Origin of the sequence: Escherichia marmotae (genome assembly GCF_002900365.1) — a bacterium.
GTDB lineage: Bacteria > Pseudomonadota > Gammaproteobacteria > Enterobacterales > Enterobacteriaceae > Escherichia > Escherichia marmotae.
Window position 1 is genome coordinate 1,930,502 of the sequence record NZ_CP025979.1, and the last position, 26,877, is coordinate 1,957,378.

Genomic DNA, 26,877 nt, shown 5'->3' on the forward strand with positions numbered 1-26,877 from the left:
GGATGCGGCGTAAACGCCTCACCCGGCCTACATTTTGCCCGTAGACCGTAGGCCTGATAAGACGCGCAAAGCGTCGCATCAGGCAATCTAACGCCTCTCATCACCCCGTAAACTGCCTGAACAGTGCCTTCCCCTTAACCAGTCGCGCACCCAGCCAGCCGCCGCACAGGGAAAGAAGCAACGCACCGCTGCACGGCAGCACAATCCACAATCGCCAGTCTGGCTCCCACGGGAAATCAAACACTTTCGCCTGCAACACCGCCAGCGCCGTTTCCGCGCCGATTGCGGCTACCAGGCCGGAAACAAACCCGAGCATGGCAAACTCACACCACAATGTTGTGCGCAGCAGCTTTTTGCCCGCGCCGAGTGTGCGCCACACCACCAATTCCTGATGCCGCTGACGCATTCCCACCTGCACCTGTGCCAGCAACAGCAACATACCGCAGGCAGTGACCAGCACCACCATCACTTCCAGCGCCCGACTTACCTGCTCCAGCACCTGGCCGACCTGTTTTAAGATCGCTCCAATGTCTAACAGGCTAATGGTCGGGAACTGGCGGTTGAGTTGCGTCAACATGCCGTTGCCGTTCTCCCAACGGAAACTGGTGAGCCAGCTTTGCGGTTGCCCGTCCAGCGCCCCTTCAGGGAAAATAAAATAGAAATTCGGACGCAGACTTTCCCAGTCCACTTTGCGCAGGCTGGTGACTTTGGCGCGAAACTCCTGGGTGTCACCCATAAAGGTGACGGTATCGCCCAGACCAACGTTCAGGCGTTTTGCCAGCCCCTCTTCCATCGACACTTCATCGGCTTTTGGCGGCCAGCTACCGGCGACAATCGGGTTATGATCCGGCCGCGTATTTTGCCAGGTGAGATTCAGCTCGCGATTAAGCGCTTCATCCTCATTGCCTTCTGTCGCTTTGCCATTGATTGCCGTCAGCCGCGCCCGCACCACCGGATAAAACGATTCCGGGACTATCTGATATTCCGCGAGGAACGCTTTTAGCGGCGTTACCTGTTCCGTGGCGATGTTGATTAAAAAGTAGTTCGGGCTTTCTGGCGGCAACTGCTGCTGCCAGCGGTCAAGCAGATCGCCACGCAACACCAGCAGCAGTGCCAGCAGCATAAAGGAGAGCGAAAAGGCCGAAAGCTGGCTTAACGTTGACCACGGCTGACGTAACAGGCGGCTAACCGCCAGGCGCAGAGGCAGCGATTTCAGCGTCATACTGCGTAATACATTGAGCAGCATCCAGCCCAGCACGCCACATAGCAAAGCCAGCACTATCGCGCCCGCCAGCACCGCCCACAGCAGCATACTGCCACCCATCAGCCCGGCGAGCAGCAGCACAACCACAACACTGACAATCGGCAGATAAAACTTCAGCGGCCAGACGTTGGCGACCACATCATTACGTAATACGCGTAAAGGCTGCGTTGCCAGCAACAGTCGGTACGGTCGCAGCCCCACCAGCAACGAGATAACCGTCATGGTGCCGAGCGCCCACAACCACGGCCAGAAGCTGGCAGGCGGCAGCGCGGCGGGCAGAACAGGCTTAAGCAAAACCATCAACACGCTTTCGAACAACAGGCCAATCGCTCCGCCGGTAACGGCTGAAAGTATCAGTACCATCAGCCACTGACCGACGATTAACTTACGCAGTTGCGCCCGCCCAGCCCCCAGCGTTTTAAGGATCGCCACCAGATCGTAGCGGCTGCGGCAATAATGATTCATCGCCACCGCGACCGCCGCCACCGCCAGCAGCAAGGTCAGCAACGCCGAAAACAGCAGGAACTGTTGCGAGCGTTCCATCGAACGCCCCAGCGCACCTTCGTCTTGTTCCAGACCGTACCAGCGTTGTTCGGGTTTAAGCTGGGGTAACAACCATTTCTCATAGCCGTCGAGCTGGTTCTCGTTGCCGCCGAATTTATAACGCCAGGTGACCCGACTTCCCGGCTGTATGGCTCCTGTTTTATCGACATCTGCCAGATTCATCATCAGGCGTGGGGCTATCTGGAAGGGATTAAAACCGGAATCCGGCTCCTGAATCACTTCTCCGGCAATGCGCAACGTGGCATCGCCCACGTCGATGGTATCGCCCGTTTTCAAATTCAGGAGCGCCATCAGCCGTGGAGCCAGCAATACGCTGCCCGGTTGCGGTTTTAGTCCAGAAGGATTGGTCTGTAGCTCGCCATACATCGGGTAGATATCATCAACCGCTTTGACGTTCGCCAGTTGCGGCGTGTCGCCCGCAAAGGTCATGGTGGCAAAGGTAAGCTGCTTGCCGACTTTCAGGCCACGCTTTTGCGCCTCTTCCAGCCACGCTGGCGGTACTTCGCGCGAACTGCGCAACGCCCGATCGCCCGCCATAAACTCACGGCTTTGCTGGCTTAAACCTTTCTCCATCCGATCGCTGATATTGCCCAGCGCCAGCACGCAGGCCACCGCCAGGCTTAACGCCAGCCAGACAATCAACAGCGACGGCGAGCGCCATTCGCGCCAGAACCAACGTGCAATCATGCTTCCTCCTGCAACTGTCCGTTCACCAGCCGTAAGCAGCGGTCGCAGCGTGCCGCCAGTTGCAGGTCGTGGGTCACCATAATCAGGGTGGTGCCATGCTCACGGTTGAGGGAAAACAGCAGGTCGGCAATTTTATCGCCCGTCTGGCGGTCAAGGTTGCCGGTGGGTTCATCGGCAAACAGCACATCAGGCCGACCGTTAAAAGCTCGCGCCAGCGCCACCCGTTGCTGTTCTCCACCGGAAAGCTGTGCCGGAAGATGATCAAGACGTTTACCCAGCCCCAACTGTTCGAGCAACGCTTTCGCACCGTTACGACTTTCCGCGCTACTCTCACCGCGCAGCAGCGCCGGAAGTTCGACATTTTCCAGTGCATTAAGGGTAGGAATTAACATAAATGACTGAAAAACAAAGCCGACATGCTTCGCGCGTAACGTTGCCCGCGCTTCTTCATCCATAGTATGTAGCGGTTGCCCCACCAGATTCACTTCACCACTACTACCGTCATCCAGCCCGGCGAGGATCGCCAGTAAGGTTGACTTACCCGACCCTGACTCGCCCACCAGCGCGATGGTTTCGCCGCGTTTGACAACCAGCTCAACTCCGGTGAGGATGGAGAGTTCATGCTCCCCCTGACCGACGGACTTCTTAAGATGATGAACTTCAACAATGTTTTCCGCTGGCATTTGCCCTTCCTGTTCCTGGTCCTGTTAACTTTCCGTGCCGCCGCAGCGGACACGTTATTAATTCTGGGTGATAGCCTGAGCGCCGGGTATCGAATGTCTGCCAGCGCGGCCTGGCCTGCCTTGTTGAATGATAAGTGGCAGAGTAAAACGTCGGTAGTCAACGCCAGCATCAGCGGCGACACCTCGCAACAAGGGCTGGCGCGCCTTCCGGCTCTGCTGAAACAGCATCAGCCGCGCTGGGTGCTGGTTGAACTGGGCGGCAATGACGGTTTGCGTGGTTTTCAGCCGCAGCAAACGGAGCAGACGCTGCGCCAGATTTTGCAGGATGTCAAAACCGCCAACGCTGAACCATTGTTAATGCAAATACGTCTGCCTGCAAACTATGGTCGCCGTTATAATGAAGCCTTTAGCGCCATTTATCCCAAACTCGCCAAAGAGTTCGATGTCCCGCTGCTGCCCTTTTTTATGGAAGAGGTCTACCTCAAACCACAATGGATGCAGGATGACGGTATTCATCCCAACCGCGACGCCCAGCCGTTTATTGCCGACTGGATGGCGAAGCAGTTGCAGCCTTTAGTAAATCATGACTCATAAAGCAACGGAGATCCTGACAGGTAAAGTTATGCAAAAATCGGTCTTAATTACCGGATGTTCCAGTGGAATTGGCCTGGAAAGCGCGCTCGAATTAAAACGCCAGGGTTTTCATGTACTGGCAGGTTGCCGGAAACCGGATGATGTTGAGCGCATGAACAATATGGGATTAACCGGCGTGTTGATCGATCTGGATTCACCGGAAAGTGTTGATCGCGCAGCCGACGAAGTGATCGCCCTGACCGATAATTGTCTGTATGGGATCTTTAACAATGCCGGATTCGGCGTGTATGGCCCCCTTTCCACCATCAGCCGCATGCAGATGGAACAGCAGTTTTCCGCCAACTTTTTCGGCGCACATCAGCTCACCATGCGTCTGTTACCCGCCATGTTGCCGCATGGAGAAGGGCGTATTGTCATGACCTCATCGGTGATGGGATTAATCTCCACGCCGGGTCGCGGCGCTTATGCGGCCAGCAAATATGCGCTGGAGGCGTGGTCAGACGCGCTGCGCATGGAACTGCGCCACAGCGGAATCAAGGTCAGCCTGATTGAGCCAGGCCCTATTCGTACTCGTTTCACCGACAACGTCAACCAGACGCAAAGCGATCAACCGGTCGAAAACCCCGGCATTGCCGCCCGTTTTACATTGGGGCCGGAAGCAGTTGTGGCTAAAGTGCGCCATGCTTTTATCAGCGAGAAGCCCAAAATGCGCTATCCGGTGACGCTGGTTACCTGGGCGGTAATGGTGCTTAAACGCCTGCTGCCGGGGCGCGTGATGGACAAAATATTGCAGGGGTGAGTTGAAGCGCGCGCTTAAGCCCCCATGTCAAAGAAAATATCGACAACAGAGAGTGACTCCATGTCCGTACAAAATATTGTCAACATTAACGAATCTAACCTGCAACAGGTTCTTGAACAGTCGATGACCACGCCGGTACTGTTCTATTTTTGGTCTGAACGTAGCCAGCACTGTTTGCAGTTAACCCCGATTCTGGAAAGCCTCGCGGCGCAGTACAACGGGCAATTTATTCTGGCGAAGCTGGATTGTGACGCGGAGCAGATGATTGCTTCCCAGTTTGGTCTGCGCGCTATTCCGACCGTGTATCTGTTCCAGAACGGTCAGCCGGTAGACGGCTTCCAGGGGCCGCAGCCGGAAGAAGCGATCCGCGCCTTGCTGGATAAAGTGCTGCCGCGCGAAGAAGAACTGAAAGCGCAGCAGGCGATGCAACTGATGCAGGAAGGAAATTACACCGACGCACTGCCGCTGCTGAAAGACGCCTGGCAGTTGTCGAATCAGAACGGGGAAATCGGTCTGCTACTGGCAGAAACGCTGATTGCACTGAACCGTTCAGAAGATGCAGAAGCGGTGCTGAAAACCATCCCGTTGCAGGATCAGGACACCCGCTACCAGGGGCTGGTGGCGCAAATCGAACTGCTGAAGCAGGCGGCTGATACGCCGGAAATTCAACAGTTGCAACAACAGGTGGCAGAGAATCCAGAAGATGCTGCACTGGCGACGCAACTGGCGCTGCAACTGCATCAGGTTGGGCGCAATGAAGAGGCGCTGGAGTTACTGTTTGGGCATCTGCGTAAAGATTTAACCGCCGCAGACGGTCAGACACGTAAGACGTTCCAGGAGATCCTCGCCGCACTGGGTACAGGTGATGCGCTGGCGTCGAAATATCGCCGTCAGTTGTACGCGTTGTTGTATTGATATTTCGTTGAGATGCGACGCTTGCCCGGATTTGTAGGCATGATAAGACGCGCCAGCGTCGCATCAGGCATCCGCCCATAACCGCCGGATGCGGCGTAAACGCCTTATCCGGCCTACCAAATCGTGCAACTGCAATATATTGCAGGAGCCATGCAGGCCTGATAAGACGCGCCAGCGTCGCATCAGGCATCGCATTATTTATTCTTCAATTGCGCCACCACCAACTGGTGGCGCGAATTATAACACTTACGATAAGTTAAATAGCAGGCAATAATGGTCGACAGACTGGCGGTCGAGAGCAACATAAAAGTCACCATAATCTGATATTTAATCGCCTTCACCGGATCAATCCCGGCAAATATCAACCCGGACATCATTCCCGGCAAACTCACTAAGCCAACCGTTTTTGCTGAATCGACCGTCGGAATTAAAGCCGCGCGAATACTGTCGCGTATTAATATTGCAGACGCCTGCTTCGGCGTCGCACCAAGACTCAATTTTTCCTGGATTTGCTGCTGTTCGCTGATAAACCGCTGCCCGAGATTGTTATAACACAGCCCCACAGCAACCATCGCATTACCAGCAATCATCCCGGCGATAGGGATCACCTGCATCGGGATAAACTCAATCGAACCCGATAAAATCAGCACCGCCAGAGTAATTCCCGCCCCCACCGTAATGGCAATAAACGACGAAACAAAGGCTTTAGTAATATATTTGCTCCGTTTTTGCGCATTCCACGCCGCATTAAAGCAGATAAATAACACCATCAATAATGTCAGGCTGGCATCATCAACACTGAATATATATTTCAGTACATAGCCAACGATGAACAGTTGGATTATCGCCCGCCCGACGCTCCAGAGAATATCTTTCTCCAGCGCCAGTTTTTCTTTATGGCTAATTAAGATTGCCACCACCACCAGCATTAATGCCAGCGCCAACGACTCGTTAGTAATATTATGCGTGTTCATAGCGTTCTTCCTGCATTTCTCCGGCATTCGGTTGCAGCATAATTACCTTATCCGCATGATTAATTTCATCTTTGTCGTGTGTCACCCACAGCACAGCAATATTTTGCTCGCGTACATAACGGTGGATCATCTCATTGACGTTACGTTTGTTGCTTTCGTCCAGCGCGCTGGTAATTTCGTCGAGTAATAATACCTTCGGCATAAATTGCAGATTGCGAATCAACGAGATGCGCTGTTTTTCACCACCGGAAAGCTCGGAGACATTTTTAGTCAGGATGGTATCCGGCAAAGCAAAGCGTTCGAAAAAATCGAGAAAAATGGCCGGATCAGGCTGCTGGTTACGGATCTGCCAGGGAAAAATCAGGTTATCGTATACTGTGTCGCCAAACAGAGTTGGCGTCTGGGCACAGTAAGAAACTTGTTGGCGGTAGATTTCCGGCTTTAGTGTGCTGACATCCTCGCCTTCAAACAGTAACGTTCCGCTGGTCGGACTGATTAATGAAGCAACTATTTTTAGCAGCGTACTTTTGCCGCAACCGGAAGGGCCGGTAATTAACTTAAATTCGCCAGCTCGCAGCGAAAAATTAATGTTATTAAGAATCTTCGTATCACCCGCCAGATATCCGACGTTGTGTAACTGAAGCAGAAGACTATTTTCCGGCATTACCCATCCCTTTTTCTGATTTTTACTAAAAACAGTTTATCCTCCACAGTAATAAGGGGGAACTCCCTTTCAGTAATCAGGTATAATTTGTTTAATCAAGCAGCAACTTTGCTCATTATGGACGGTACAACAGGAGGTTTTTCCGATGCTTATCTTTATCCCGATTCTTATTTTTGTCGCGCTGGTGATTGTTGGCGCAGGCGTCAAAATCGTGCCGCAGGGCTATCAGTGGACGGTGGAACGTTTTGGCCGCTATACCAAAACATTGCAACCGGGGCTAAGCCTGGTGGTGCCGTTTATGGATCGCATTGGTCGCAAGATCAATATGATGGAACAAGTGCTCGACATTCCTTCCCAGGAAGTTATCTCGAAAGATAACGCCAACGTGACTATCGACGCAGTCTGTTTTATTCAGGTGATTGATGCCCCACGCGCAGCTTATGAGGTCAGCAATCTGGAGCTGGCAATCATTAACCTGACCATGACCAACATCCGTACCGTACTGGGTTCGATGGAACTGGATGAAATGCTCTCCCAGCGCGATAGCATTAACTCGCGCCTGCTGCATATTGTCGATGAAGCCACTAACCCGTGGGGGATAAAAGTCACCCGCATCGAAATTCGTGATGTACGCCCACCGGCAGAGCTGATCTCTTCGATGAACGCGCAGATGAAAGCGGAACGTACCAAACGCGCTTACATCCTTGAAGCGGAAGGGATACGCCAGGCGGAAATTCTCAAAGCGGAAGGTGAAAAACAATCGCAAATCCTGAAAGCGGAAGGCGAACGTCAGTCGGCTTTTTTACAGGCCGAAGCGCGTGAACGTTCCGCCGAAGCAGAAGCCCGCGCCACCCAAATGGTGTCTGAAGCCATTGCCTCTGGCGATATTCAGGCGGTGAACTACTTCGTGGCGCAGAAATACACCGAAGCGTTACAGCAGATCGGGTCGTCCAGTAACAGCAAAGTGGTAATGATGCCATTAGACGCCAGTAGTCTGATGGGGTCGATTGCCGGGATTGCCGAACTGGTGAAAGACAGCGCTAGCGAGCGGGCTAAATCATGATCGCGTTGCTGGTAGTCCACCCGCATATTTTCTGGCTGAGTCTCGGTGGTTTGCTGCTGGCGGCCGAGATGCTGGGCGGCAATGGTTATCTGCTGTGGAGCGGTGTCGCGGCGGTGATTACTGGTCTGGTGGTCTGGCTACTGCCGCTGGGTTGGGAATGGCAAGGGGTGATGTTTGCTGTTCTGACGTTACTCGCCGCCTGGCTGTGGTGGAAATGGCTGTCGCGGCGGGTACGCGAACAAAAGCACAGCGATAGTCATCTAAACCAACGCGGACAACAGTTAATTGGTCGTCGTTTTGTGCTGGAAACGCCGCTGGTCAACGGGCGTGGCCATATGCGCGTTGGCGACAGTTCATGGCCGGTCAACGCCAGCGAAGATTTAGGTGCAGGCACGCATGTTGAGGTGATTGCGATTGAAGGGATAACGTTGATCATCCGTGCGGTCATCGCCTGATGCGACGCTGACGCGTCTTATCATGCCTACAAATCTATGCCTAAATCGTAGGCCGGATAAGGCGTTTACGCCGCATCCGGCATATAGCCGAGTAGAGGCAAAATTACTCTTCCCGGCCTTTACTCATACTTTTTTGGTCTTCATCCGGATAGTGTTTTTTTAGATATTCCAGGACGTTTTTATTGACCTTATGTTGGGTATACACCCACCCTTTCCAGTAATCAGGCTGGTCCAGGTACACTTCTGGCGGAATGGTAAAATCAGAAAGCGTTAACCATTCGGCTAACAGATCGGGGTTTCGCTTCTGGATCAACTGCAACAGCATGATCAGCGACATAGCAGAGGCAGGAGCCGTACTATCGCCGCTTAAATACTTCCACACCGTGGAACGATTCGAACGAAAAAGGATGGGGAGTAGCGCCCTGTCCAGATTCATTTCATTAAAAATCTTCTCAAATTCATTCATTTAATTTCCCTGCCTGGCGTAAACCTCTTAAAAATTGAGATTTATCAAAGAAACGCATTCTAGCACACATCAGGAACCTCTTCACGTTTAGCCCAGAAACGGAATTTATTTCGCTTATAAAAACAAGTCGTTACTCTTTTTTACAAGGAAATAGCACGAAATGAACTTCATAATTATTTATATAAGAAACAACCAATGTTTCTTTTGGCTAGTGTTTACGCTTACATCGCATAAAAATGCGCTTTACATCACACAAATGGCGGCGTAGATTTCGTTCAAACTGCAACGAATATTATTTCTTATAGAAACAATATTTGTTTTCTTTAGAACAATAAACGTGACTTACTTTGATAGAGAAAAAATACATGAAATCTGTAAAGTTGTCTTTACTGGCTGTTGTTGTTGCTACCGCGGTAAGTCCATCTGCGTTTGCGGGTGATACTGTTGAGGCAGCAGCGACAGAATTAGCGGCAATCCAGCCAGGAATGTCGCAAATGGAAATTGATCAGAAAATTGGTCGATTTTTAGAAAGGACAGGGAACAGTGCTGCTACACAAAATGATCTAATTGCACATAATTACAAAACTACAACGCCTCAGAAAGCCGATGATACAGCCGCCTCTCCCGTACAGCCCACCAGTACGCTGAACCCGATAACCAATCAAGCGCAGCTCGACCGCGACAACGGGCAGGATACCGCCATTAAGAACGCGCAGCACACAGCCAACTGGGCATCGCTGAAAGCCGATGACACGCATCATGCCATTATGGTGGCGCAGACGGATATTGATGCTAATAAAGTCGCCATTGCCGACACCCGCAATGATGTCTCGGTCGTGCAGTCAGATGTCAGCACCTTGAAAGGCGATGTCGTACATGCTCAGTCAGCGGCTGACCATGCCAACATTAACGCCAACACCGCACTGATGAACGGCGTCAAACTTTCTGGGGCCGTGACTGAAAACAAAAACAATATCGAGCAGAACCGTAACGATATTGCCGTTCAGCAGCAACAACTCGACAAAACCCAGAAAACCGTTGCCGACACTGGCGATGTACAGACTGCCACCCGTTATCAGAGCATGATCGACGCCAGACAGACAGCCGCTACCGATGCACAGCAGCAACAACTCGACACTACACAAAAAACGGTTTCCGCACTTGGCGATGCCCGCACCAGCGCACATTATCAGGAGATGGTTAACGCCAGGCTGGCCGCACAAAATGACGCTAATACACGTACCACAGCAGAACAAAAACAAAGAATAGATACCCTCACAACCAACCAGGCAACGCAGCAGCATATCAAGAGCGTGCAATACGGGGAGCAAATTCAGCGTCTGGCACAAGACTCAACCCAAACACATGAACAAATTGACAGCCTGACACAAGACGTAACCCAAACGCATCAGCAGTTAACAAATACCCAAAAACGTGTCGCAGATAACAGCCAACAAATCAATTCACTCAATAACAATTTCAGTTCGTTGAAACATGAGGTGGAAGATAACCGTAAAGAAGCTAATGCAGGTATCGCGTCAGCCGTCGCTATTGCTTCACAGCCTCAGGTTAAGACAGGTGATTTTATGATGGTGTCTGCCGGAGCGGGTACATTTAATAATGAATCTGCGGTATCTGTCGGTGCTTCGTTTAACGCTGGAATTCATACAGTAATTAAAGCGGGTGTCTCTGCAGACACACAATCTGATTTCGGCGCGGGTGTCGGCGTGGGATATTCTTTCTAAATTTTATAGCGATTTCTTATTCGCAATATTTCTCAATTCTTTAAGGTTAATAATGATGAATAGCACCATTAAATCGTTTTCCCTGCTGACTATTATCTTACTGGCTGGCTGTAGCTCCCCCACTTCCCGTATCGCAGATTGCCAGGCGCAGGGCGTCAGCCATGACACCTGTTATCTTGCAGAACAGCAGCGCCAGGCGGCTATTTTAAGTGCATCCGAGGCGCAGGCTTATAAGAACGCAGAAGTCGCACAACACGCCCAGGCCGCTAAAAAATCCATTTATAAAGGTTTTGGTCTTACCTTTAGAATGAGCAGTAAAAACTTTGCTTATCTCAATGATTCATTATGCGCGATTGATGAAGATAATAAAGATGCCACCGTATACCAGTCTGGTCTTTATAACGTGATTGTTTATCACCATACAGGGAAAGTCGCATTAATGAAGGAAGGCCAGTTTGTGGGCTATTTAAAATGAAGAATGAAAAAAAACCAACTCTGATGCATATTATGATTATTGGTGCATTTATCTTTGCGTTCTTACAAGTTGTTTTATTAGCCTCCCTGGTTCACGCTGTTAATGCCAGCAACGCAATCCAGGAAGGTTTATTTCAGTCGGGACGCATTATGGTAGAAAGTTTGCAGCATATTCTTTCTGTGCAACCGGGGATTAACTGATTTTTCACCCCGCCCGATGATGACAGCAGCCGGAGAGATTTTCGATAATCGGGCAGTCGGCGCTGTCATCGCCGGGGCAGGCGTTTGCCAGCGCCAGCAACTGGTCGCGCATGGCTTGCAATTCCTCAATATGCCGTTCGATCTCCGCCACTTTCTCCAGCGTGCGCCGTTTTACGTCGGCGCTGTGTCGCTGCGGATCGTTAAACAGGTTCACCAGCTCTCCGCTCTCTTCCAGGTTAAAGCCCACCTGGCGCGCCTGGCGCAGTAACGTCAGTTCGTTGAGATGTTGCTGCGTGTAGGTGCGATAGCCGTTTTCGCTGCGCATTGGCGGTGTCACCAATCCCTTCTCTTCATAGAAGCGGATGGCTTTGCTGGTCAGGCCGGTAATTTTTGCCACATCGCTAATGTTCATCGTTCGCGCAACGCCTCCTGTGCTTTGTTAAAGGGTTTCAACAGATAATCCAGCACGCTCTTTTTGCCCGTGCGGATATCTACTGTCGCGACCATACCTGGGAATATCGGAAACTGTTGTTTATGTTTATTTTCCAGATGGTTGCTGAAGGTGCGAATGTACACCCGATAGTAATAAACATCGCGCCGCACTTCATCCTGAATGGTGTCCGGTGAGATCACCGCCACTTCTCCTGGCAAGCCGCCGTAGATGGAGTAATCGTAAGCGGTTATTTTCACCAGCGATTTTTGCCCCGGATGGATAAATGCCACATCGCGCGGGGAGATTTTTGCCTCAATCAGCAGTTGCTCATCCAGCGGCACGATAGTCATCAGTTTACCACCGGGGGCGATGACGCCGCCAACAGTAGTGATGTCAACGTCTTCGACAATGCAACGTACCAACGCGCAGTGACTCCATGTTGCAGACATTTTATGGTGAGTGAATATTGCGTTGCGCCGCGTCACACAAAGCCTGATAACGGCTAACTTCCATATAGGCGGTCGCCGTTTTCTCTGCGACATCGGTCAGGGTGGCCATTAATTTAAAGCGGTAGCTATCACGAGCGGCAGTTTGCAGTTTGATATTGTTGTTTGTTTTACCAAAGTCATACACCAGTTGCGTCAGGGTTATGCCATAAGAAACGTTGTTATCCAGCCTGCCGCTGGAGTCAGTTTGTCGCGACGGGCCTGCGTTGCCGGTTAAACCCACGTGCGGATACCAGGCACTTTTGGCTTCATCGATTTGCGCTTCGCCAATACCTATCTGCGCCGCCTGTTGGGTGACGTCAGGATTGCGGGCAAATGCGCGTAATATACTTTCCTGTAAGGATAAACTGGCAACCGGCGTAACCGCAGGGGCATTAGCCCATTGTGGTAACGGTGCAGCAAGCGCGTCTCCTCCCATCACAATAAAACTTATTAAAAATATCAGACCTTTATTTTTACGGTTTTTTAATTGTAATCGCGCCATAGGTAAGTCACTTCCTTCCAGGTCATTATTTTAACTGATCTTTATAACCAGCATCATTTTATTTAAGAAGGGTAATAACTTGCGCATCTCTTTCGTTTTTACTTCCCCCTTTAAAAGAAATGCAGTTGAAAAGCTTATACGTCATTTATTAAGAATACACTACGACTTTTAGATTACCATCATTCTTGTTAAGAATAATCCATACCAGGAAGTGATAGAAATCACAGTTTTATCGTCTATATATCTTTTTTTGTGAATTATTTATTAAAGGCATAAGAAAGGAGATTAATTTAAGGATAAAAATAAAAGCGCAGTACAGAAAGCACCGCGCACAGAAAAGTTTATACCGTTTTATTCCGTTTCATTACCATTGCCACAATAAGGCTTAGTAATAGTGCGCCAATAATCCACATCAGCGCACTGCTGCCCTGTGACCACAGACTGTAAATAAACCCGATGATCACCAACAACATAACCAACGTGCCAACAACAAGGAGCGGTAACGAGGCGTGAATATCATGACGCAGGCGGATAGCGACCATAAACACCGCCAGGTAGCAGATCAAAAAAGTGGCACTGGCGACGCTGGCGAGCGAGCCTAAATTCAGCGCCGCCGTCATCAGCATAATCAACACCACTACGATGATGTTGCCCCAGGTACTCTGCCGCCACAGGGATTTATTCATTAATTTCGGCAGTTCGCGCTCGCTGCCCATATTGTCCATGATGTTAAACACGGCAAACAGGTTGGCGTTGATGGCTGAGGCCGTCGCCAGTAAAGCGCCGATGACCACAATCACATAACCCACATGTCCGAGCAACGGAGAAGCGGCTTGCGCTACGGCGGTATCGGCATATTTTTCTAACTCTAATGCCGAAACATCGCTAAGTAGCACCAGCGCCAGCGCAATGTAGAGTAGCGTGGTAACGCCAATCGCCACCAGAAACGCCCGTGGCATAATGACCGCCGGATCTTTCACTTTATCCGCTGCGTTTGCCATCATGCCAAAGCCCGCATAAGCAAGGAAGGTTATCCCAATACAGGAGAAGAACGCGCCGGAGCTGGGTGGTGCAGAGACAGAAATGTGCGCTGGTTGTAGCGACCAGACGCCTGCGACGATCAACAACAACAGGATCATCATTTTGATGCCGACGAGGATCACTTCCAGCCGCCCTACCGCATGATTGCTTAAGGAGTTAAATAGTGTCATCAGCGCAATGATCGCCAGTGCGTACAGCAAAATAAGATGCTCATCCTGGCTGCCTTCATGCAAAAACTGCACGGCATAAGCGCCAAAGGCACGAGCCACCATCGCGATACTCACCGCCAGCGTCATCAGGTACAGTAACGATAGAGCCAGCGAAAAGACGCCATTACCTAATCCCCGACGAAAGAAGTCAATAATCCCGCCGTTACTGGGGTAACTCGCCCCAAGCCGCGCGTAGGCATAACCGGAAAACATCGCCACAATACCGCCAAAGGCAAAGGCGACCCAGGTCGAGGCTTCCATTAACAACGCGGCCTGCCCCAGCAGGGCAAAGATCCCCGCCCCCACCATCGCCCCAATGCCGATGGAAACGACATTCCATAGCCCGAGGGGTTTGTTATCGTTATCACCTTCCGTGTTCATCATGATCAGCCCTTAAACACGTTATAGCCGAGTTGTTTAGCGACCGATGCCACCATTTTTTGTCCGCGAACACTGTTGCCTTCTTCATCCAGCGGTGGCGAGAACGCGGCAATACCCATCACGCCAGGTACGACCGCCAGAATACCGCCGCCAACGCCGCTTTTTCCGGGCAACCCCACGCGATACGCCCAGTCACCGGAGCGACCATACAGTCCTTCCATCATCATTTCGGCCAGGATGTACGGTACATTATCGGCCTGAAGAATACGTTTTTGGCTTAGCGGATTAACACCGCCCGCCGCCAGCGTCGCGCCAAGCGTCGCCAGTTCAACGGTATTGATAAGCGTGGAGCACTGACGGGTGTACACGTCGCAGGCTTCCATCGCATCGCATCGCAATAGAGGTATCCGGAGGAATACAGTAGCCAGGCAATTGCGCGATTGTGGAAGTTGGTGGTCTGCTCTGACTGATTCACTTCATCAGAGAGCGCCACCTGCTCCCCAGCCAGTTGTTGTTGGATGTGTAAAATCCGCTGCCAGCGTTGCTCGGCATTGTCGGCTTTGATCAGACTGGTAGTGGCGATAGCACCTGCATTCACCAGTGGCGACAACGGTTTGCCGCCATGAAGTTCTAAGGCGATGACTGAATTAAAAGGCAATCCGGTCGGGTCAGCGCCAATTTTGTCCTGAACCGCCTGCGAGCCGACATCTTCCAGCGCGAGGGCTAACGTACAGACTTTCGAGATGGATTCCAGCGCAAAGCGGTAATCACTGTCACCCGCGCGATAGACGCTACCATCGCAAGTCACAATAGCCACTGCCGCCAGTTGGCTGGGGACATTCGCCAGAAAGGGAATGTAATCGGCATTTTGTCCGCCGCTCAGTGAATGATATTGGGTATATGCCTGGTCCACTGCCTGCTGTAAATTTTTTGCATCTGACATCTTTTGTTAACTCCTTTTTATAGATGCGGGAGGTTATTCCTCACCCCGATGCCAATTTTCAGGCATCCTGATTTAACTTAGCACCCGCAAATTAACTACAGGAAAACAAAGAGATAATTGTCTGATTCTGATGGAAATTGAGCCAATTTTTTAATCTTCACTGACTTTTATCCTGGTGATTAATTAATTTCTTGACCTTCCCCTTGCTGGAAGGTTTACCCTTTATCTCAGTCAGTCAACACTGTCTTAAAGGAGTGAATTATGTCTCAAACAATCGACCTGACCCTGGACGGCTTGTCCTGCGGTCACTGCGTTAAACGCGTAAAAGAGAGTCTTGAGCAGCGCCCGGACGTTGAGCAGGCGGACGTGTCTATCACTGAAGCGCACGTTACCGGTACTGCCAGCGCAGAACAGCTTATCGAAACTATCAAGCAAGCGGGTTATGACGCATCAGTAAGCCACCCAAAGGCTAAACCGCTGGCGGAGTCATCAATCCCGTCGGAAGCACTGACAGCGGTTCCTGATGAGCTTCCGGCAGCGACCGCCGAAGACGATAGTCAGCAGTTGCTGCTGAGCGGCATGAGCTGCGCCAGTTGTGTCACCCGGGTGCAGAACGCGCTGCAAAGCGTACCGGGCGTCACCCAGGCACGGGTAAACCTGGCGGAGCGCACTGCGCTGGTGATGGGCAGTGCCTCCCCACAAGATTTAGTGCAGGCGGTGGAAAAAGCGGGCTACGGCGCAGAGGCGATTGAAGATGATGCTAAACGCCGCGAACGCCAGCAGGAAACCGCCGTCGCGACTATGAAACGCTTCCGCTGGCAGGCGATTGTCGCCCTGGCGGTGGGTATCCCGGTGATGGTCTGGGGGATGATTGGCGAGAACATGATGGTCACTGCCGACAACCGCAACCTGTGGTTGGTTATCGGCCTGATTACGCTGGCGGTGATGGTTTTCGCGGGTGGGCATTTTTACCGCAGCGCATGGAAAAGCCTGCTGAACGGCGCGGCGACGATGGATACGCTGGTAGCGCTGGGTACAGGCGTGGCGTGGCTCTATTCGATGAGCGTCAACCTGTGGCCGCAGTGGTTCCCGATGGAAGCGCGACATCTTTATTACGAAGCCAGCGCGATGATTATCGGTCTGATTAATCTCGGCCATATGCTGGAAGCGCGCGCACGTCAACGCTCTTCTAAAGCGCTGGAGAAATTACTCGATTTAACCCCGCCCACGGCACGACTGGTCACCGAAGATGGTGAAAAAAGTGTGCCGCTGGCTGAAGTGCAGCCAGGTATGTTGCTGCGCCTGACGACCGGTGATCGTGTGCCGGTAGATGGTGAGATTACCCAGGGCAAAGCGTGGCTGGATGAAGCAATGCTGACGGGTGAACCTATTCCGCAGCAAAAAGGCGAAGGCGATAGTGTCCATGCCGGGACGGTGGTGCAGGACGGCAGCGTGCTGTTTCGCGCCAGTGCGGTTGGCAGCCATACTACCTTGTCGCGGATTATTCGCATGGTGCGCCAGGCCCAGAGCAGTAAGCCGGAAATCGGCCAACTGGCGGATAAAATCTCTGCCGTGTTTGTGCCGGTAGTGGTGGTGATTGCGCTGATCAGTGCGGCAATCTGGTATTTCTTTGGTCCGGCACCGCAAATTGTTTATACCCTGGTGATTGCCACCACGGTGCTGATTATCGCCTGCCCGTGTGCGCTGGGGCTGGCAACGCCGATGTCGATTATTTCTGGTGTCGGCCGCGCGGCAGAGTTCGGTGTGCTGGTGCGTGACGCCGACGCACTGCAACGTGCCAGTACGCTGGATACCGTAGTTTTCGATAAAACCGGGACGCTGACCGAAGGGAAGCCGCAGGTTGTCACTGTGAAAACCTTTGCTGATGTTGACGAAGCGCAGGCGCTGCGTCTGGCGGCGGCACTGGAACAAGGTTCCAGCCACCCACTGGCGCGGGCAATCCTCGATAAAGCAGGCGATATGCAACTGCCACAAGTCAACGGCTTCCGCACATTGCGCGGGCTGGGCGTGAGCGGTGAAGCAGAAGGCCATGCGCTGCTGTTGGGGAATCAGGCGCTGTTAAATGATCAGCAAGTAGATACGAAAGCTATCGAAGCGGAGATTACCGCCCAGGCATCGCAAGGATCAACGCCAGTGCTGCTGGCGGTTGACGATAAAGCGGTAGCCCTGCTGGCAGTACGCGATCCATTACGTAGTGATAGCGTGGCGGCGCTGCAACGGCTGCATAAAGCGGGATATCGTCTGGTGATGTTGACCGGGGATAACCCAACGACCGCCAATGCGATCGCCAAAGAAGCGGGGATTGATGAAGTGATTGCGGGTGTATTGCCGGATGGTAAAGCCGAAGCGATTAAACGTCTGCAAAGCGAGGGGCGTCAGGTCGCAATGGTGGGTGACGGTATTAACGACGCGCCAGCACTGGCCCAGGCGGATGTCGGTATTGCAATGGGCGGTGGGAGTGATGTTGCGATTGAAACCGCAGCGATTACTCTGATGCGCCATAGTCTGATGGGCGTTGCCGATGCGCTCGCCATCTCCCGCGCAACGCTGCGTAATATGAAGCAGAATCTGCTTGGTGCGTTTATCTATAACAGCATTGGGATCCCCGTCGCCGCCGGTATTTTATGGCCGTTCACCGGAACCTTGCTTAACCCGGTGGTTGCCGGGGCAGCCATGGCACTCTCGTCGATTACCGTGGTGAGCAACGCCAACCGGTTGCTGCGGTTTAAACCGAAAGAGTAAGTACGTCATTGCCGGATGCGCTGCTTCAGGGCGGCGCATTTGGCATTAACGCACGACTGCCGGATGCGGCATGAACGCCTTATCCGGCCTACGGTTCGGGCACAAGTTTGTAGGCCTGATAAGACGCGTCAGCGTCGCATCAGACAATGGCGCTCAGGTGCCGGATGCGGCGTGAACGCCTTATCCGGCCTACGGTTCGGGCACAAGTTTGTAGGCCTGATAAGACGCGTCAGCGTCGCATCAGGCAATAGTGCTCAGGTGCCGGATGCGGCGTGAACGCCTTGTCCGGTTTACTGGACAAAGCACTGTGCACAAGTGCAACAATCAACTCCATTTGCGCCATTCCTCCCCGCGCGCTAGCATGATATTTCACAAAGGGAGGTCGTATGGATCTGTTGTACCGGGTAAAAACACTTTGGGCTGCGCTGCGCGGTAATCATTACACCTGGCCTGCCATCGATATCTCTCTTTCCGGTAATCGTCATTTTCATCTCATTGGCAGTATTCATATGGGTAGCCACGATATGGCTCCCCTGCCCGCCCGGCTGCTCAAAAAACTCAAACAAGCCGATGCGCTTATCGTCGAGGCGGATGTTTCCACCAGCGATACCCCATTTGCCAATCTCCCTTCCTGCGAGGCGCTGGAAGAGCGTATCAGCGAAGAACAGATGCAAAACCTGCAACACATTAGCCAGGAGATGGGCATTTCTCCCTCGCTGTTTTCTACTCAACCGCTGTGGCAAATCGCGATGGTTCTTCAGGCGACACAGGCGCAAAAACTGGGGCTGCGGGCAGAATATGGCATCGATTACCAGTTATTGCAGGTAGCGAAGCAACAACATAAGCCCGTGATTGAACTGGAAGGGGCAGAAAATCAGATTGCCATGTTGCTCCAGCTTCCCGACAACGGACTGGCACTGCTGGACGATACTCTGACCCACTGGCATACCAACGCCCGGTTGTTGCAACAAATGATGAGCTGGTGGCTGAATGCGCCACCGCAAGATAATGAAATAACGCTGCCCAATACATTCAGTCAGTCGCTGTACGATGTGCTGATGCACCAGCGCAATCTTGCCTGGCGGGATAAATTACGCGCTATGCCGCCGGGGCGCTATGTGGTCGCGGTTGGCGCACTGCACTTATATGGAGAAGGGAATTTGCCGCAGATGCTGCGCTAAAAAAATGGCCAATATCGCTATTGGCCCGTCAAAGAGGAATTTCATATTTTTATTATTATGCCGTCACTTTAAGCGACGGTGTAAGTCGATTGTCGCTCAATCTCACCATCCTGCCAATACTCTTAGGCAAGATGACTCTTTTTTTTGGGCCGCCATCAGGCGTATGCTTTCTCCGTTTTTTGTTTGAGGCAGGAAAATTACGATGACACCCGCAGTTAAATTACTCGAAAAAAACAAGATTTCTTTCCAGATTCATACCTACGATCACGATCCGGCTGAAACTAATTTTGGCGATGAAGTGGTCAAAAAATTAGGTTTAAATGCGGATCAGGTCTACAAAACGCTGCTTGTCGCGGTGAACGGCGATATGAAACATCTGGCGGTAGCCGTTACGCCAGTCGCAGGTCAACTGGATCTTAAAAAGGTGGCAAAGGCGCTGGGTGCCAAGAAAGTGGAGATGGCCGATCCGATGGTGGCACAACGCACCACGGGGTATCTGGTTGGGGGAATTAGCCCACTGGGGCAGAAAAAACGTCTGCCGACGATCATCGACGCCCCCGCGCAAGAATTTGCCACCATTTATGTTTCTGGTGGTAAACGCGGGTTAGATATCGAACTGGCAGCATGCGATCTGGCGAAGATCCTCGATGCGAAATTTGCCGATATTGCTCGCCGCGATTAAGCATTGTGCCGGATGCGCACATCCGGCACTTTCAGATTACTGCCAGCTTACCTCACCTTTCGGCTCATATGCGCTCGCATCCAGCGGCGAGTTTTTCTGGATATAGCCTTTCAGCACTTCAGCATCAATAAAGCCGGTATTCACATAACCCGGTTTGTTATCAAGGCGCGGATAACCATCACCACCGGTGGCATTGAAGTTTAATGTCGCCATGCGGTAAGTTTTCGCCGGATCGACTGCTTCGCCTTTGATTTTCAGGTCGTTCAGTTTGCCGTCTTTCGCCACAAAGCTGACGTTGGCAAATTGCGGATAGGCACCGGAATCCGGCTTCATTTGCGCGACGGCGGTCAGGTAATCAATCACCTCTTTACCCGTCATATCCACATACACCACCACATTGCCGAACGGCTGCACTTTCAGCACGTTTTTGTAGCTGATATTACCAGCCTCAATGGAGTCGCGGACCCCGCCGCCGCTCATCACCGCGAAGTCAGCGCCTGTGCGATCCATTTGTGCCGCCAGAATTAATCGTCCCATATTGGTCTGCACAAAACGGACTTTGCTGCGGTCACCTTCCAGGCGACCATTGGTTTCGCCAATTTTCACTTCCAGTTGCGCTTTGCCTTTGTTCTGGAACGGCGATAACAGCGAGATCATTTGCTGGTTCTCAGCGATTTCCGGGGTATAAAGCACACGTTCACTTTTCCCGTCTTCCCAGGTCACTTTCTTCTTCAGATTCACCGGAATCAACTGGTAGTTGACCATTTTCATTTCGCCATTGCGGAACTCAAAATCAGCCCGCCCCACGTATTTCCCCCACTCATGCGCCTGCACAATCCAGATGCCGTTTTGTTGATCCGGTTTACAAGGCGTACCAGGAACATAATCGACCTGTTTTTTATTTTCCGCCGCCATACAGACCGGATCTTGCGAGTGACCACCGACGATCATCGCCAGCGATCCGGCAGGCTGCGCGCCATCTCTACATCGCCCGGAGCATTTGAACCGTGCTCACCATTGTCGTAATGCCCCATATGCGTGGCGGCGATAATAATGTCCGGCTTCTCTGTCTGTTGCAGTTCCTGAATCACCAGCTTCGCTTCGTCGGCAGGTTTACGAAACTCAATGTCAGTGAAATATTCCGGGTTACCAATTTTCGCCGTGTCATCGGTCGTCAGACCAATAACCGCGATTTTCAGATCCTGACGCTTAAACAACGCCCAGGGTTTAAACAGGCGCTCGCCGGTACTTTTTTGATAGATATTGGCGGACAACAACGGGAACTTAGCCCACTTTTCCTGCTGACGTAATACGGCGAGCGGGTTATCAAATTCAGAGCCTGTACATAGATTTGTGTAATTGCCTGATTTTGATATGTTCAATCCAGCATCAAATGAAGGTTAATTTATGGACGAAAAACAGTTACAGGCTCTGGCTAACGAACTGGCCAAAAACCTCAAAACCCCTGAAGACCTCAGTCAGTTTGATCGGCTGCTGAAAAAGCTCAGCGTTGAAGCCGCTCTCAATGCAGAGATGACACACCATCCTGGGTATGAGAAAAATCAGTCCAGACCAGGAGCTAACTCCCGCAACGGTTTTTCCACAAAGACCGTTATCACAGGCGACGGTCCACTGGAACTGCGTACTCCGCGCGATCGTGACGGTACCTTCGAACCACAACTGGTAAAGAAAAATCAGACCCGTATTACCGGGATGGATAACCAGATCCTCTCGTTGTATGCCAAAGGGATGACCACCCGTGAGATAGCTGCTGCGTTCAAAGAACTGTATGACGCAGATGTTTCACCGGCACTGATATCAAAGGTTACCGATGCCGTGATGGAGCAGGTTGTAGAATGGCAAAACCGACCACTGGATGCTGTTTACCCCATTGTTTATCTTGACTGTATCGTCCTGAAAGTTCGGCAGGACAGTCGCGTCATCAACAAATCGGTGTTCCTGGCACTGGGCATCAATATCGAAGGTCAGAAAGAACTGCTGGGTATGTGGCTGGCCGAAAATGAAGGGGCGAAGTTCTGGCTCAATGTGCTGACTGAACTGAAAAACCGCGGTCTGAACGATATCCTCATCGCCTGTGTGGATGGCCTGAAAGGCTTCCCGGATGCCATCAACACAGTATATCCGAAGGCCCGCATCCAGTTATGCATCGTGCATATGGTGCGCAACAGCCTGCGCTTCGTGTCATGGAAGGACTACAAAGCCGTCACTCGCGACCTGAAAGCGATTTATCAGGCTCCCACGGAAGAGGCAGGCCAGCAGGCACTGGAAGCGTTCGCTGCGGCCTGGGACTGTCGCTATCCTCAGATAAGCCGAAGCTGGCAGGCTAACTGGCCGAATCTTGCCACGTTCTTCGCTTATCCAACGGACATCCGCAAAGTGATCTATACGACGAATGCCATCGAGTCGCTAAACAGCGTGATCCGCCATGCGCTCAAAAAGCGTAAAGTGTTCCCGACAGACGACTCGGTGAAAAAAGTGGTGTGGCTGGCAATCCAGTCTGCGTCCCAGAAATGGACGATGCCGTTGAAGGACTGGCGAATGGCAATGAGCCGCTTTATTATCGAGTTCGGTGACCGCCTGGACGGTCACTTCTGAGAAAAGGCATTTACACAGAATCTTAAACAGGCTCAATGAAAGCGCCACTCGTTCTCAACAAAAAGAATATCCCGCATTTATATAGAAACATCAGGGCAGCACTCCATCAGTGCATTAACGAAGTATCATTTTAACATATATTTACTCAGGTGAGGTTATCATGCCATCTGTTCCTTCCTCTCATTCATCAACAGGACGTCTTTCTTTCCCACAGCCTGCAGAGACTCAACTTATCAGGGAGCAGTATCTTTCTGAGTGGACGGAATGGGCTGAAAACTGCGCCCCCGGTGAAAACAGGGCGTTAGCCTTTAGCCGGCTAAAACTGTGTCTGGAGAATAATGAAAGTCATCTGGATTTATCGGAATTAAATCTGACTTCTCTGCCGTCATTGCCTGAGCATGTCATGTCACTTAAAATTGACAACAATTCCTTAACTTCACTTCCCCGGTTACCTTATTCCCTTGAAAAAATAGAAGCATCGTTTAATCAACTGGAGACTCTCCCTTCATTGCCAGAATCATTAACAGTCCTTAGCGTGAGAGGCAATCGTCTGTCCATACTTCCTGAACTACCGCTATCACTGAATACTCTTAACGTGAATGGCAATAATCTGTCCACACTTCCTGATCTGCCGAATTCACTGACAATCCTTAACGTGAGTGGCAATCGTCTGACCGCGCTTCCCGAGTTGCCTGCAGCGATGACAATAGTCAATGCACAGAGTAATGCGCTGGAAAGACTGCCAGATTTCCCTGTGGAAAATAATCAAATGCCGAGAATATTCTGGCTTAGTCAGAATCAGATCACTCATATTCCGGAAAGCATCACTGGTCTCAATGAAATCAGCCTGGTTGACCTTGAGAATAACCCACTGTCCAACCGTATCCTGCAGTCTCTGCAACAACTGATGTCCTCCCCGGACTACCACGGCCCCCAGATCCACTTCTCCATGAGCAACGGGCAGCAGCATACGCCTGTCCGTTCCCTCCCTGAAGCCGTGGCTGCATGGTTCCCGGAGTCCCTCCGGTCTGAGGTATCCCAGAGATGGGGGGCATTTACAGACGAAGAGAACGCATCCACCTTCGCCGCCTTCCTCGACCGTCTTGCAGACACGGTGACGGCGCGCAATGCCCCGGGAATCGCTCAACAGGTGAGTGAATTTCTGGAAAAACTCAGCAGGTCTGAAGCACTCCGCCAGCAGTGTTTTGCCGTTGCCGCCGATGCGACGCGGAGCTGTGAAGACCGTGTGGCCCTGACGTGGAATAACCTGCAGAAAACGTACCGTGTTCATCAGGCTTCGGAAGGGGAATTCGACAGCGACCTGACAGGACTGCTCAGCCTTGGCCGTGAAATGTACCGTCTGGAAGTGCTGGAAGAAATAGCCCGGGAGAAAGTCAAAACGCTGCATTTTGTGGATGAGATAGAAGTCTACCTTGCTTTCCAGACGATGCTGGCGGAGAAACTGGAGCTCAGCACCGCGGTGCGTGAAATGCGGTTCTACGGGGTATCCGGAGTGACAGAGGATGACCTGAGTAGCGCGCTTGCGCGCGTCGTCAGCCGTGAGGAGAGAGAATTTGCGGAGTGGTTTGCGCGGTGGTCTCCGTGGCATGCAGTACTGAAACGAACGGAAGCAGAGCGCTGGGCGCGGGCGGAGGAGAAGAAGTATGAGATGCTGGAGAGGGAATATCCTCAGCGGCTGGCAGAGCGGCTTTCGGCGCTGGGTCTGAGCGGTGATGGTGATGCGGAAAGGGAGGCCGGAGTGCGAGTAATGGAGGAGATAGAAACGGAGATTTACCGTCAGTTGACAGAAGAGGTGTCAGGGGGTCTGTCAGGTGGAAATGGCGCGCATTAACAAGATTAATAATGAGACTGTAATTTAAGTTGTGTAATTGCCTGTTTTTGATATGTTCCCAACGTTACGGAAACAGGTAATTATTTTAGACGAAAAAAATTCAAGGCTCTTGCTACCGAACGGGCAAAGGGCCTTAAAACCTAATCTAATCTCAAACAGTTTTCACGAATACTCACGAATCTTACTCTCAAAGCCATGCTCAGTGCTACTCTCACAGAGCATCGCAGGTACGAGAAAAATCCGTTGAAAAAAAGTAGTAATGCACGTAACGACTATTTCACTAAAACCCTACTCAGCGATGATGGCGAAGTTGAACTCAAAACCCCTCGTGATCGTAAAGGCAGCTTCGAGCCACACAGATATTAAAAGTCATAGATACCGTTCAGGATAAGACCACTGAGTGGCAGAGAGCCTGTACATAGATTTGTGTAATTGCCTGATTTTGATATGTTCAATCCAGCATCAAATGAAGGTTAATTTATGGACGAAAAACAGTTACAGGCTCTGGCTAACGAACTGGCCAAAAACCTCAAAACCCCTGAAGACCTCAGTCAGTTTGATCGGCTGCTGAAAAAGCTCAGCGTTGAAGCCGCTCTCAATGCAGAGATGACACACCATCCTGGGTATGAGAAAAATCAGTCCAGACCAGGAGCTAACTCCCGCAACGGTTTTTCCACAAAGACCGTTATCACAGGCGACGGTCCACTGGAACTGCGTACTCCGCGCGATCGTGACGGTACCTTCGAACCACAACTGGTAAAGAAAAATCAGACCCGTATTACCGGGATGGATAACCAGATCCTCTCGTTGTATGCCAAAGGGATGACCACCCGTGAGATAGCTGCTGCGTTCAAAGAACTGTATGACGCAGATGTTTCACCGGCACTGATATCAAAGGTTACCGATGCCGTGATGGAGCAGGTTGTAGAATGGCAAAACCGACCACTGGATGCTGTTTACCCCATTGTTTATCTTGACTGTATCGTCCTGAAAGTTCGGCAGGACAGTCGCGTCATCAACAAATCGGTGTTCCTGGCACTGGGCATCAATATCGAAGGTCAGAAAGAACTGCTGGGTATGTGGCTGGCCGAAAATGAAGGGGCGAAGTTCTGGCTCAATGTGCTGACTGAACTGAAAAACCGCGGTCTGAACGATATCCTCATCGCCTGTGTGGATGGCCTGAAAGGCTTCCCGGACGGAATGCACACAGTATATCCGAAGGCCCGCATCCAGTTATGCATCGTGCATATGGTGCGCAACAGCCTGCGCTTCGTGTCATGGAAGGACTACAAAGCCGTCACTCGCGACCTGAAAGCGATTTATCAGGCTCCCACGGAAGAGGCAGGCCAGCAGGCACTGGAAGCGTTCGCTGCGGCCTGGGACTGTCGCTATCCTCAGATAAGCCGAAGCTGGCAGGCTAACTGGCCGAATCTTGCCACGTTCTTCGCTTATCCAACGGACATCCGCAAAGTGATCTATACGACGAATGCCATCGAGTCGCTAAACAGCGTGATCCGCCATGCGCTCAAAAAGCGTAAAGTGTTCCCGACAGACGACTCGGTGAAAAAAGTGGTGTGGCTGGCAATCCAGTCTGCGTCCCAGAAATGGACGATGCCGTTGAAGGACTGGCGAATGGCAATGAGCCGCTTTATTATCGAGTTCGGTGACCGCCTGGACGGTCACTTCTGAGAAAAGGCATTTACACAGAATCTTAAACAGGCTCCAAATTCATGATTACCGATCGCCATCGCGTCATAACCCACCAGATTCATGCCGCGAAAATCAGGTTCAGCATCCTGTAAGTCGGATTCCGGTACACCGGTGTTAATGTCGCCACCAGAAAGTAACAGCACGCTACCACCTTCAGCAGCGACTTCTTTGCGGATACCATCCACCAGCGTTTTTTGCGCCGCCAGACCATATTCGCCATATTCATTACGCCAGAAATGACCGTGGTGATCGTTGGTATGAAGCACCGTAATTTTGTAGGTTTTATCCTGCTCATAAGCCTGGGCGGTTTCACTCGCCAGTGTAAATGCGGCTAATAATGCTAATGCCACACCCCGCTGCAAAAACTTCATATTTCTCTCTCCCTGACCAGATATCAACGTGTTGAAAATTAGTATGACGCGACATAATAGACAAATCTGTGTGTGGTGATGGTAAATCTACATACAAAAATGGAAATTCTGTATTAAGCATTGAGACTTCCTTAAGACAGCGCATGCAGGTATGTTA

The 26,877-nt window shown here is 51.5% G+C and carries 21 protein-coding genes and 6 pseudogenes; 15 read left to right on the forward strand and 12 right to left on the reverse strand.

The genetic code is table 11. The annotated features are described in order from the left end of the window. Positions 1 to 100 precede the first annotated feature (100 nt). Both ybbP and ybbA read right to left on the reverse strand, forming a co-directional pair. Entirely contained in the window at positions 101 to 2,515 is a 2,415-nt protein-coding gene (ybbP, locus tag C1192_RS10080; RefSeq protein WP_038355875.1) for a putative ABC transporter permease subunit YbbP, read from the reverse strand. Then, the gene (gene ybbA, locus C1192_RS10085; protein ID WP_001515917.1) at positions 2,512 to 3,198 is read right to left on the reverse strand and encodes a putative ABC transporter ATP-binding protein YbbA; all 687 of its coding nucleotides are present in this window, start codon (positions 3,196 to 3,198) and stop codon (positions 2,512 to 2,514) included. Before ybbA ends, ybbP begins: the two co-directional genes overlap by 4 nt. On the opposite strand from ybbA, the gene tesA reads away from it, so the two are divergent. Genes tesA through cnoX form a run of 3 tightly spaced genes read left to right on the forward strand, consistent with a single transcriptional unit; the run spans position 3,169 to position 5,506 of the window. Next, the gene (gene tesA / locus C1192_RS10090) at positions 3,169 to 3,792 is read left to right on the forward strand and encodes a multifunctional acyl-CoA thioesterase I/protease I/lysophospholipase L1 (protein WP_024191847.1); all 624 of its coding nucleotides are present in this window, start codon (positions 3,169 to 3,171) and stop codon (positions 3,790 to 3,792) included. The genes ybbA and tesA overlap by 30 nt on opposite strands. After that, positions 3,782 to 4,591, forward strand: a complete 810-nt coding sequence (gene ybbO / locus C1192_RS10095) for an NADP(+)-dependent aldehyde reductase (protein ID WP_077784596.1) — start codon at positions 3,782 to 3,784, stop codon at positions 4,589 to 4,591. Before tesA ends, ybbO begins: the two co-directional genes overlap by 11 nt. 60 nt (positions 4,592 to 4,651) lie before the next feature. Beyond that, positions 4,652 to 5,506 carry a chaperedoxin gene (gene cnoX, locus C1192_RS10100; RefSeq protein WP_001515914.1) on the forward strand — a complete coding sequence of 285 codons (855 nt, stop codon included), beginning with the start codon at positions 4,652 to 4,654 and terminating at the stop codon, positions 5,504 to 5,506. 194 nt (positions 5,507 to 5,700) lie between these two features. On the opposite strand, the gene fetB is transcribed toward cnoX, so the two are convergent. Next, a complete protein-coding gene (fetB, locus tag C1192_RS10105) occupies positions 5,701 to 6,480 on the reverse strand; it encodes an iron efflux ABC transporter permease subunit FetB (protein ID WP_038355876.1) in 780 nt (259 codons plus the stop codon). Next, positions 6,467 to 7,144, reverse strand: coding sequence for an iron efflux ABC transporter ATP-binding subunit FetA (fetA, locus tag C1192_RS10110; RefSeq protein ID WP_001114841.1), 678 nt, complete (start codon positions 7,142 to 7,144; stop codon positions 6,467 to 6,469). The genes fetB and fetA overlap by 14 nt, the downstream gene beginning before the upstream one ends. Positions 7,145 to 7,289: 145 nt before the next feature. On the opposite strand from fetA, the gene C1192_RS10115 reads away from it, so the two are divergent. Next, a complete protein-coding gene (locus tag C1192_RS10115; protein WP_000904499.1) occupies positions 7,290 to 8,207 on the forward strand; it encodes an SPFH domain-containing protein in 918 nt (305 codons plus the stop codon). Continuing rightward, entirely contained in the window at positions 8,204 to 8,662 is a 459-nt protein-coding gene (locus C1192_RS10120) for an NfeD family protein (RefSeq protein ID WP_038355877.1), read from the forward strand. The genes C1192_RS10115 and C1192_RS10120 overlap by 4 nt, the downstream gene beginning before the upstream one ends. A 103-nt stretch (positions 8,663 to 8,765) precedes the next feature. Here C1192_RS10120 and C1192_RS10125 read toward each other — a convergent pair whose 3' ends face one another. Next, the gene (locus C1192_RS10125) at positions 8,766 to 9,128 is read right to left on the reverse strand and encodes a hypothetical protein (RefSeq protein WP_001001646.1); all 363 of its coding nucleotides are present in this window, start codon (positions 9,126 to 9,128) and stop codon (positions 8,766 to 8,768) included. 485 nt (positions 9,129 to 9,613) lie between these two features. Between C1192_RS10125 and C1192_RS10130 the strand changes: the two genes are divergently transcribed. Genes C1192_RS10130 through C1192_RS10140 form a run of 3 tightly spaced genes read left to right on the forward strand, consistent with a single transcriptional unit; the run spans position 9,614 to position 11,548 of the window. Further along, positions 9,614 to 10,873, forward strand: coding sequence for a YadA C-terminal domain-containing protein (locus C1192_RS10130; RefSeq protein WP_241482982.1), 1,260 nt, complete (start codon positions 9,614 to 9,616; stop codon positions 10,871 to 10,873). A 52-nt stretch (positions 10,874 to 10,925) separates the two neighbouring features. Then, entirely contained in the window at positions 10,926 to 11,348 is a 423-nt protein-coding gene (locus C1192_RS10135) for a hypothetical protein (RefSeq protein ID WP_038355879.1), read from the forward strand. After that, positions 11,345 to 11,548: a hypothetical protein gene (locus C1192_RS10140; RefSeq protein ID WP_038355880.1), complete on the forward strand. Its 204-nt coding sequence runs from the start codon at positions 11,345 to 11,347 to the stop codon at positions 11,546 to 11,548. The genes C1192_RS10135 and C1192_RS10140 overlap by 4 nt, the downstream gene beginning before the upstream one ends. Before the next feature lie 4 nt (positions 11,549 to 11,552). On the opposite strand, the gene cueR is transcribed toward C1192_RS10140, so the two are convergent. From cueR to glsA, 5 genes and pseudogenes are all read right to left on the reverse strand, one after another. Further along, positions 11,553 to 11,960 (reverse strand): Cu(I)-responsive transcriptional regulator, encoded by a 408-nt coding sequence (gene cueR / locus C1192_RS10145; RefSeq protein WP_001026744.1) that lies wholly within the window; start codon positions 11,958 to 11,960, stop codon positions 11,553 to 11,555. Continuing rightward, positions 11,957 to 12,406 (reverse strand): annotated as a pseudogene (locus C1192_RS10150) (beta-barrel domain-containing protein); the annotation flags it as partial. The pseudogene C1192_RS10150 and the gene cueR, both read right to left, overlap by 4 nt. Positions 12,407 to 12,434: 28 nt before the next feature. Beyond that, positions 12,435 to 12,971 (reverse strand): annotated as a pseudogene (locus C1192_RS10155) (TolC family protein); the annotation flags it as partial. A 341-nt stretch (positions 12,972 to 13,312) separates the two neighbouring features. Further along, complete coding sequence (locus tag C1192_RS10160; RefSeq protein ID WP_038355881.1) at positions 13,313 to 14,605, reverse strand: APC family permease; 1,293 nt, start codon at positions 14,603 to 14,605, stop codon at positions 13,313 to 13,315. 2 nt (positions 14,606 to 14,607) lie between these two features. Further along, positions 14,608 to 15,545, reverse strand: a pseudogene (glsA, locus tag C1192_RS10165) (glutaminase A). A 261-nt stretch (positions 15,546 to 15,806) separates the two neighbouring features. Here glsA and copA point away from each other — a divergent pair. The 3 genes from copA to ybaK all read left to right on the forward strand — a co-directional run bounded on the left by copA (position 15,807) and on the right by ybaK (position 20,171). After that, on the forward strand, positions 15,807 to 18,308 hold the full coding sequence (gene copA, locus C1192_RS10170; protein ID WP_038355882.1) for a copper-exporting P-type ATPase CopA: 2,502 nt from the start codon (positions 15,807 to 15,809) through the stop codon (positions 18,306 to 18,308). A 386-nt stretch (positions 18,309 to 18,694) separates the two neighbouring features. Beyond that, entirely contained in the window at positions 18,695 to 19,489 is a 795-nt protein-coding gene (locus tag C1192_RS10175) for a TraB/GumN family protein (protein ID WP_000365166.1), read from the forward strand. 202 nt (positions 19,490 to 19,691) lie between these two features. After that, on the forward strand, positions 19,692 to 20,171 hold the full coding sequence (gene ybaK / locus C1192_RS10185; protein ID WP_038355883.1) for a Cys-tRNA(Pro)/Cys-tRNA(Cys) deacylase YbaK: 480 nt from the start codon (positions 19,692 to 19,694) through the stop codon (positions 20,169 to 20,171). A gap of 36 nt (positions 20,172 to 20,207) precedes the next feature. Here the strand turns inward: ybaK and ushA are convergent. Continuing rightward, positions 20,208 to 21,505 (reverse strand): annotated as a pseudogene (gene ushA / locus C1192_RS10190) (bifunctional UDP-sugar hydrolase/5'-nucleotidase); the annotation flags it as partial. Between the two features lie 73 nt (positions 21,506 to 21,578). Between ushA and C1192_RS10195 the strand changes: the two are divergent. The 4 genes and pseudogenes from C1192_RS10195 (at position 21,579) to C1192_RS10210 (ending at position 26,328) form a co-directional block, all read left to right on the forward strand. After that, positions 21,579 to 22,787: an IS256-like element IS1414 family transposase gene (locus C1192_RS10195; RefSeq protein ID WP_103194764.1), complete on the forward strand. Its 1,209-nt coding sequence runs from the start codon at positions 21,579 to 21,581 to the stop codon at positions 22,785 to 22,787. Positions 22,788 to 22,947: 160 nt separating this feature from the next. Further along, complete coding sequence (locus C1192_RS10205; protein WP_103194795.1) at positions 22,948 to 24,639, forward strand: NEL-type E3 ubiquitin ligase domain-containing protein; 1,692 nt, start codon at positions 22,948 to 22,950, stop codon at positions 24,637 to 24,639. A gap of 93 nt (positions 24,640 to 24,732) precedes the next feature. Further along, a pseudogene (locus tag C1192_RS25690) lies at positions 24,733 to 24,993 on the forward strand (transposase); the annotation flags it as partial. Positions 24,994 to 25,119: 126 nt separating this feature from the next. Continuing rightward, positions 25,120 to 26,328 (forward strand): IS256 family transposase, encoded by a 1,209-nt coding sequence (locus tag C1192_RS10210; RefSeq protein WP_103194796.1) that lies wholly within the window; start codon positions 25,120 to 25,122, stop codon positions 26,326 to 26,328. A gap of 35 nt (positions 26,329 to 26,363) precedes the next feature. Here C1192_RS10210 and C1192_RS10215 read toward each other — a convergent pair. Further along, a pseudogene (locus tag C1192_RS10215) lies at positions 26,364 to 26,720 on the reverse strand (metallophosphoesterase); the annotation flags it as partial. Positions 26,721 to 26,877 lie beyond the last annotated feature (157 nt).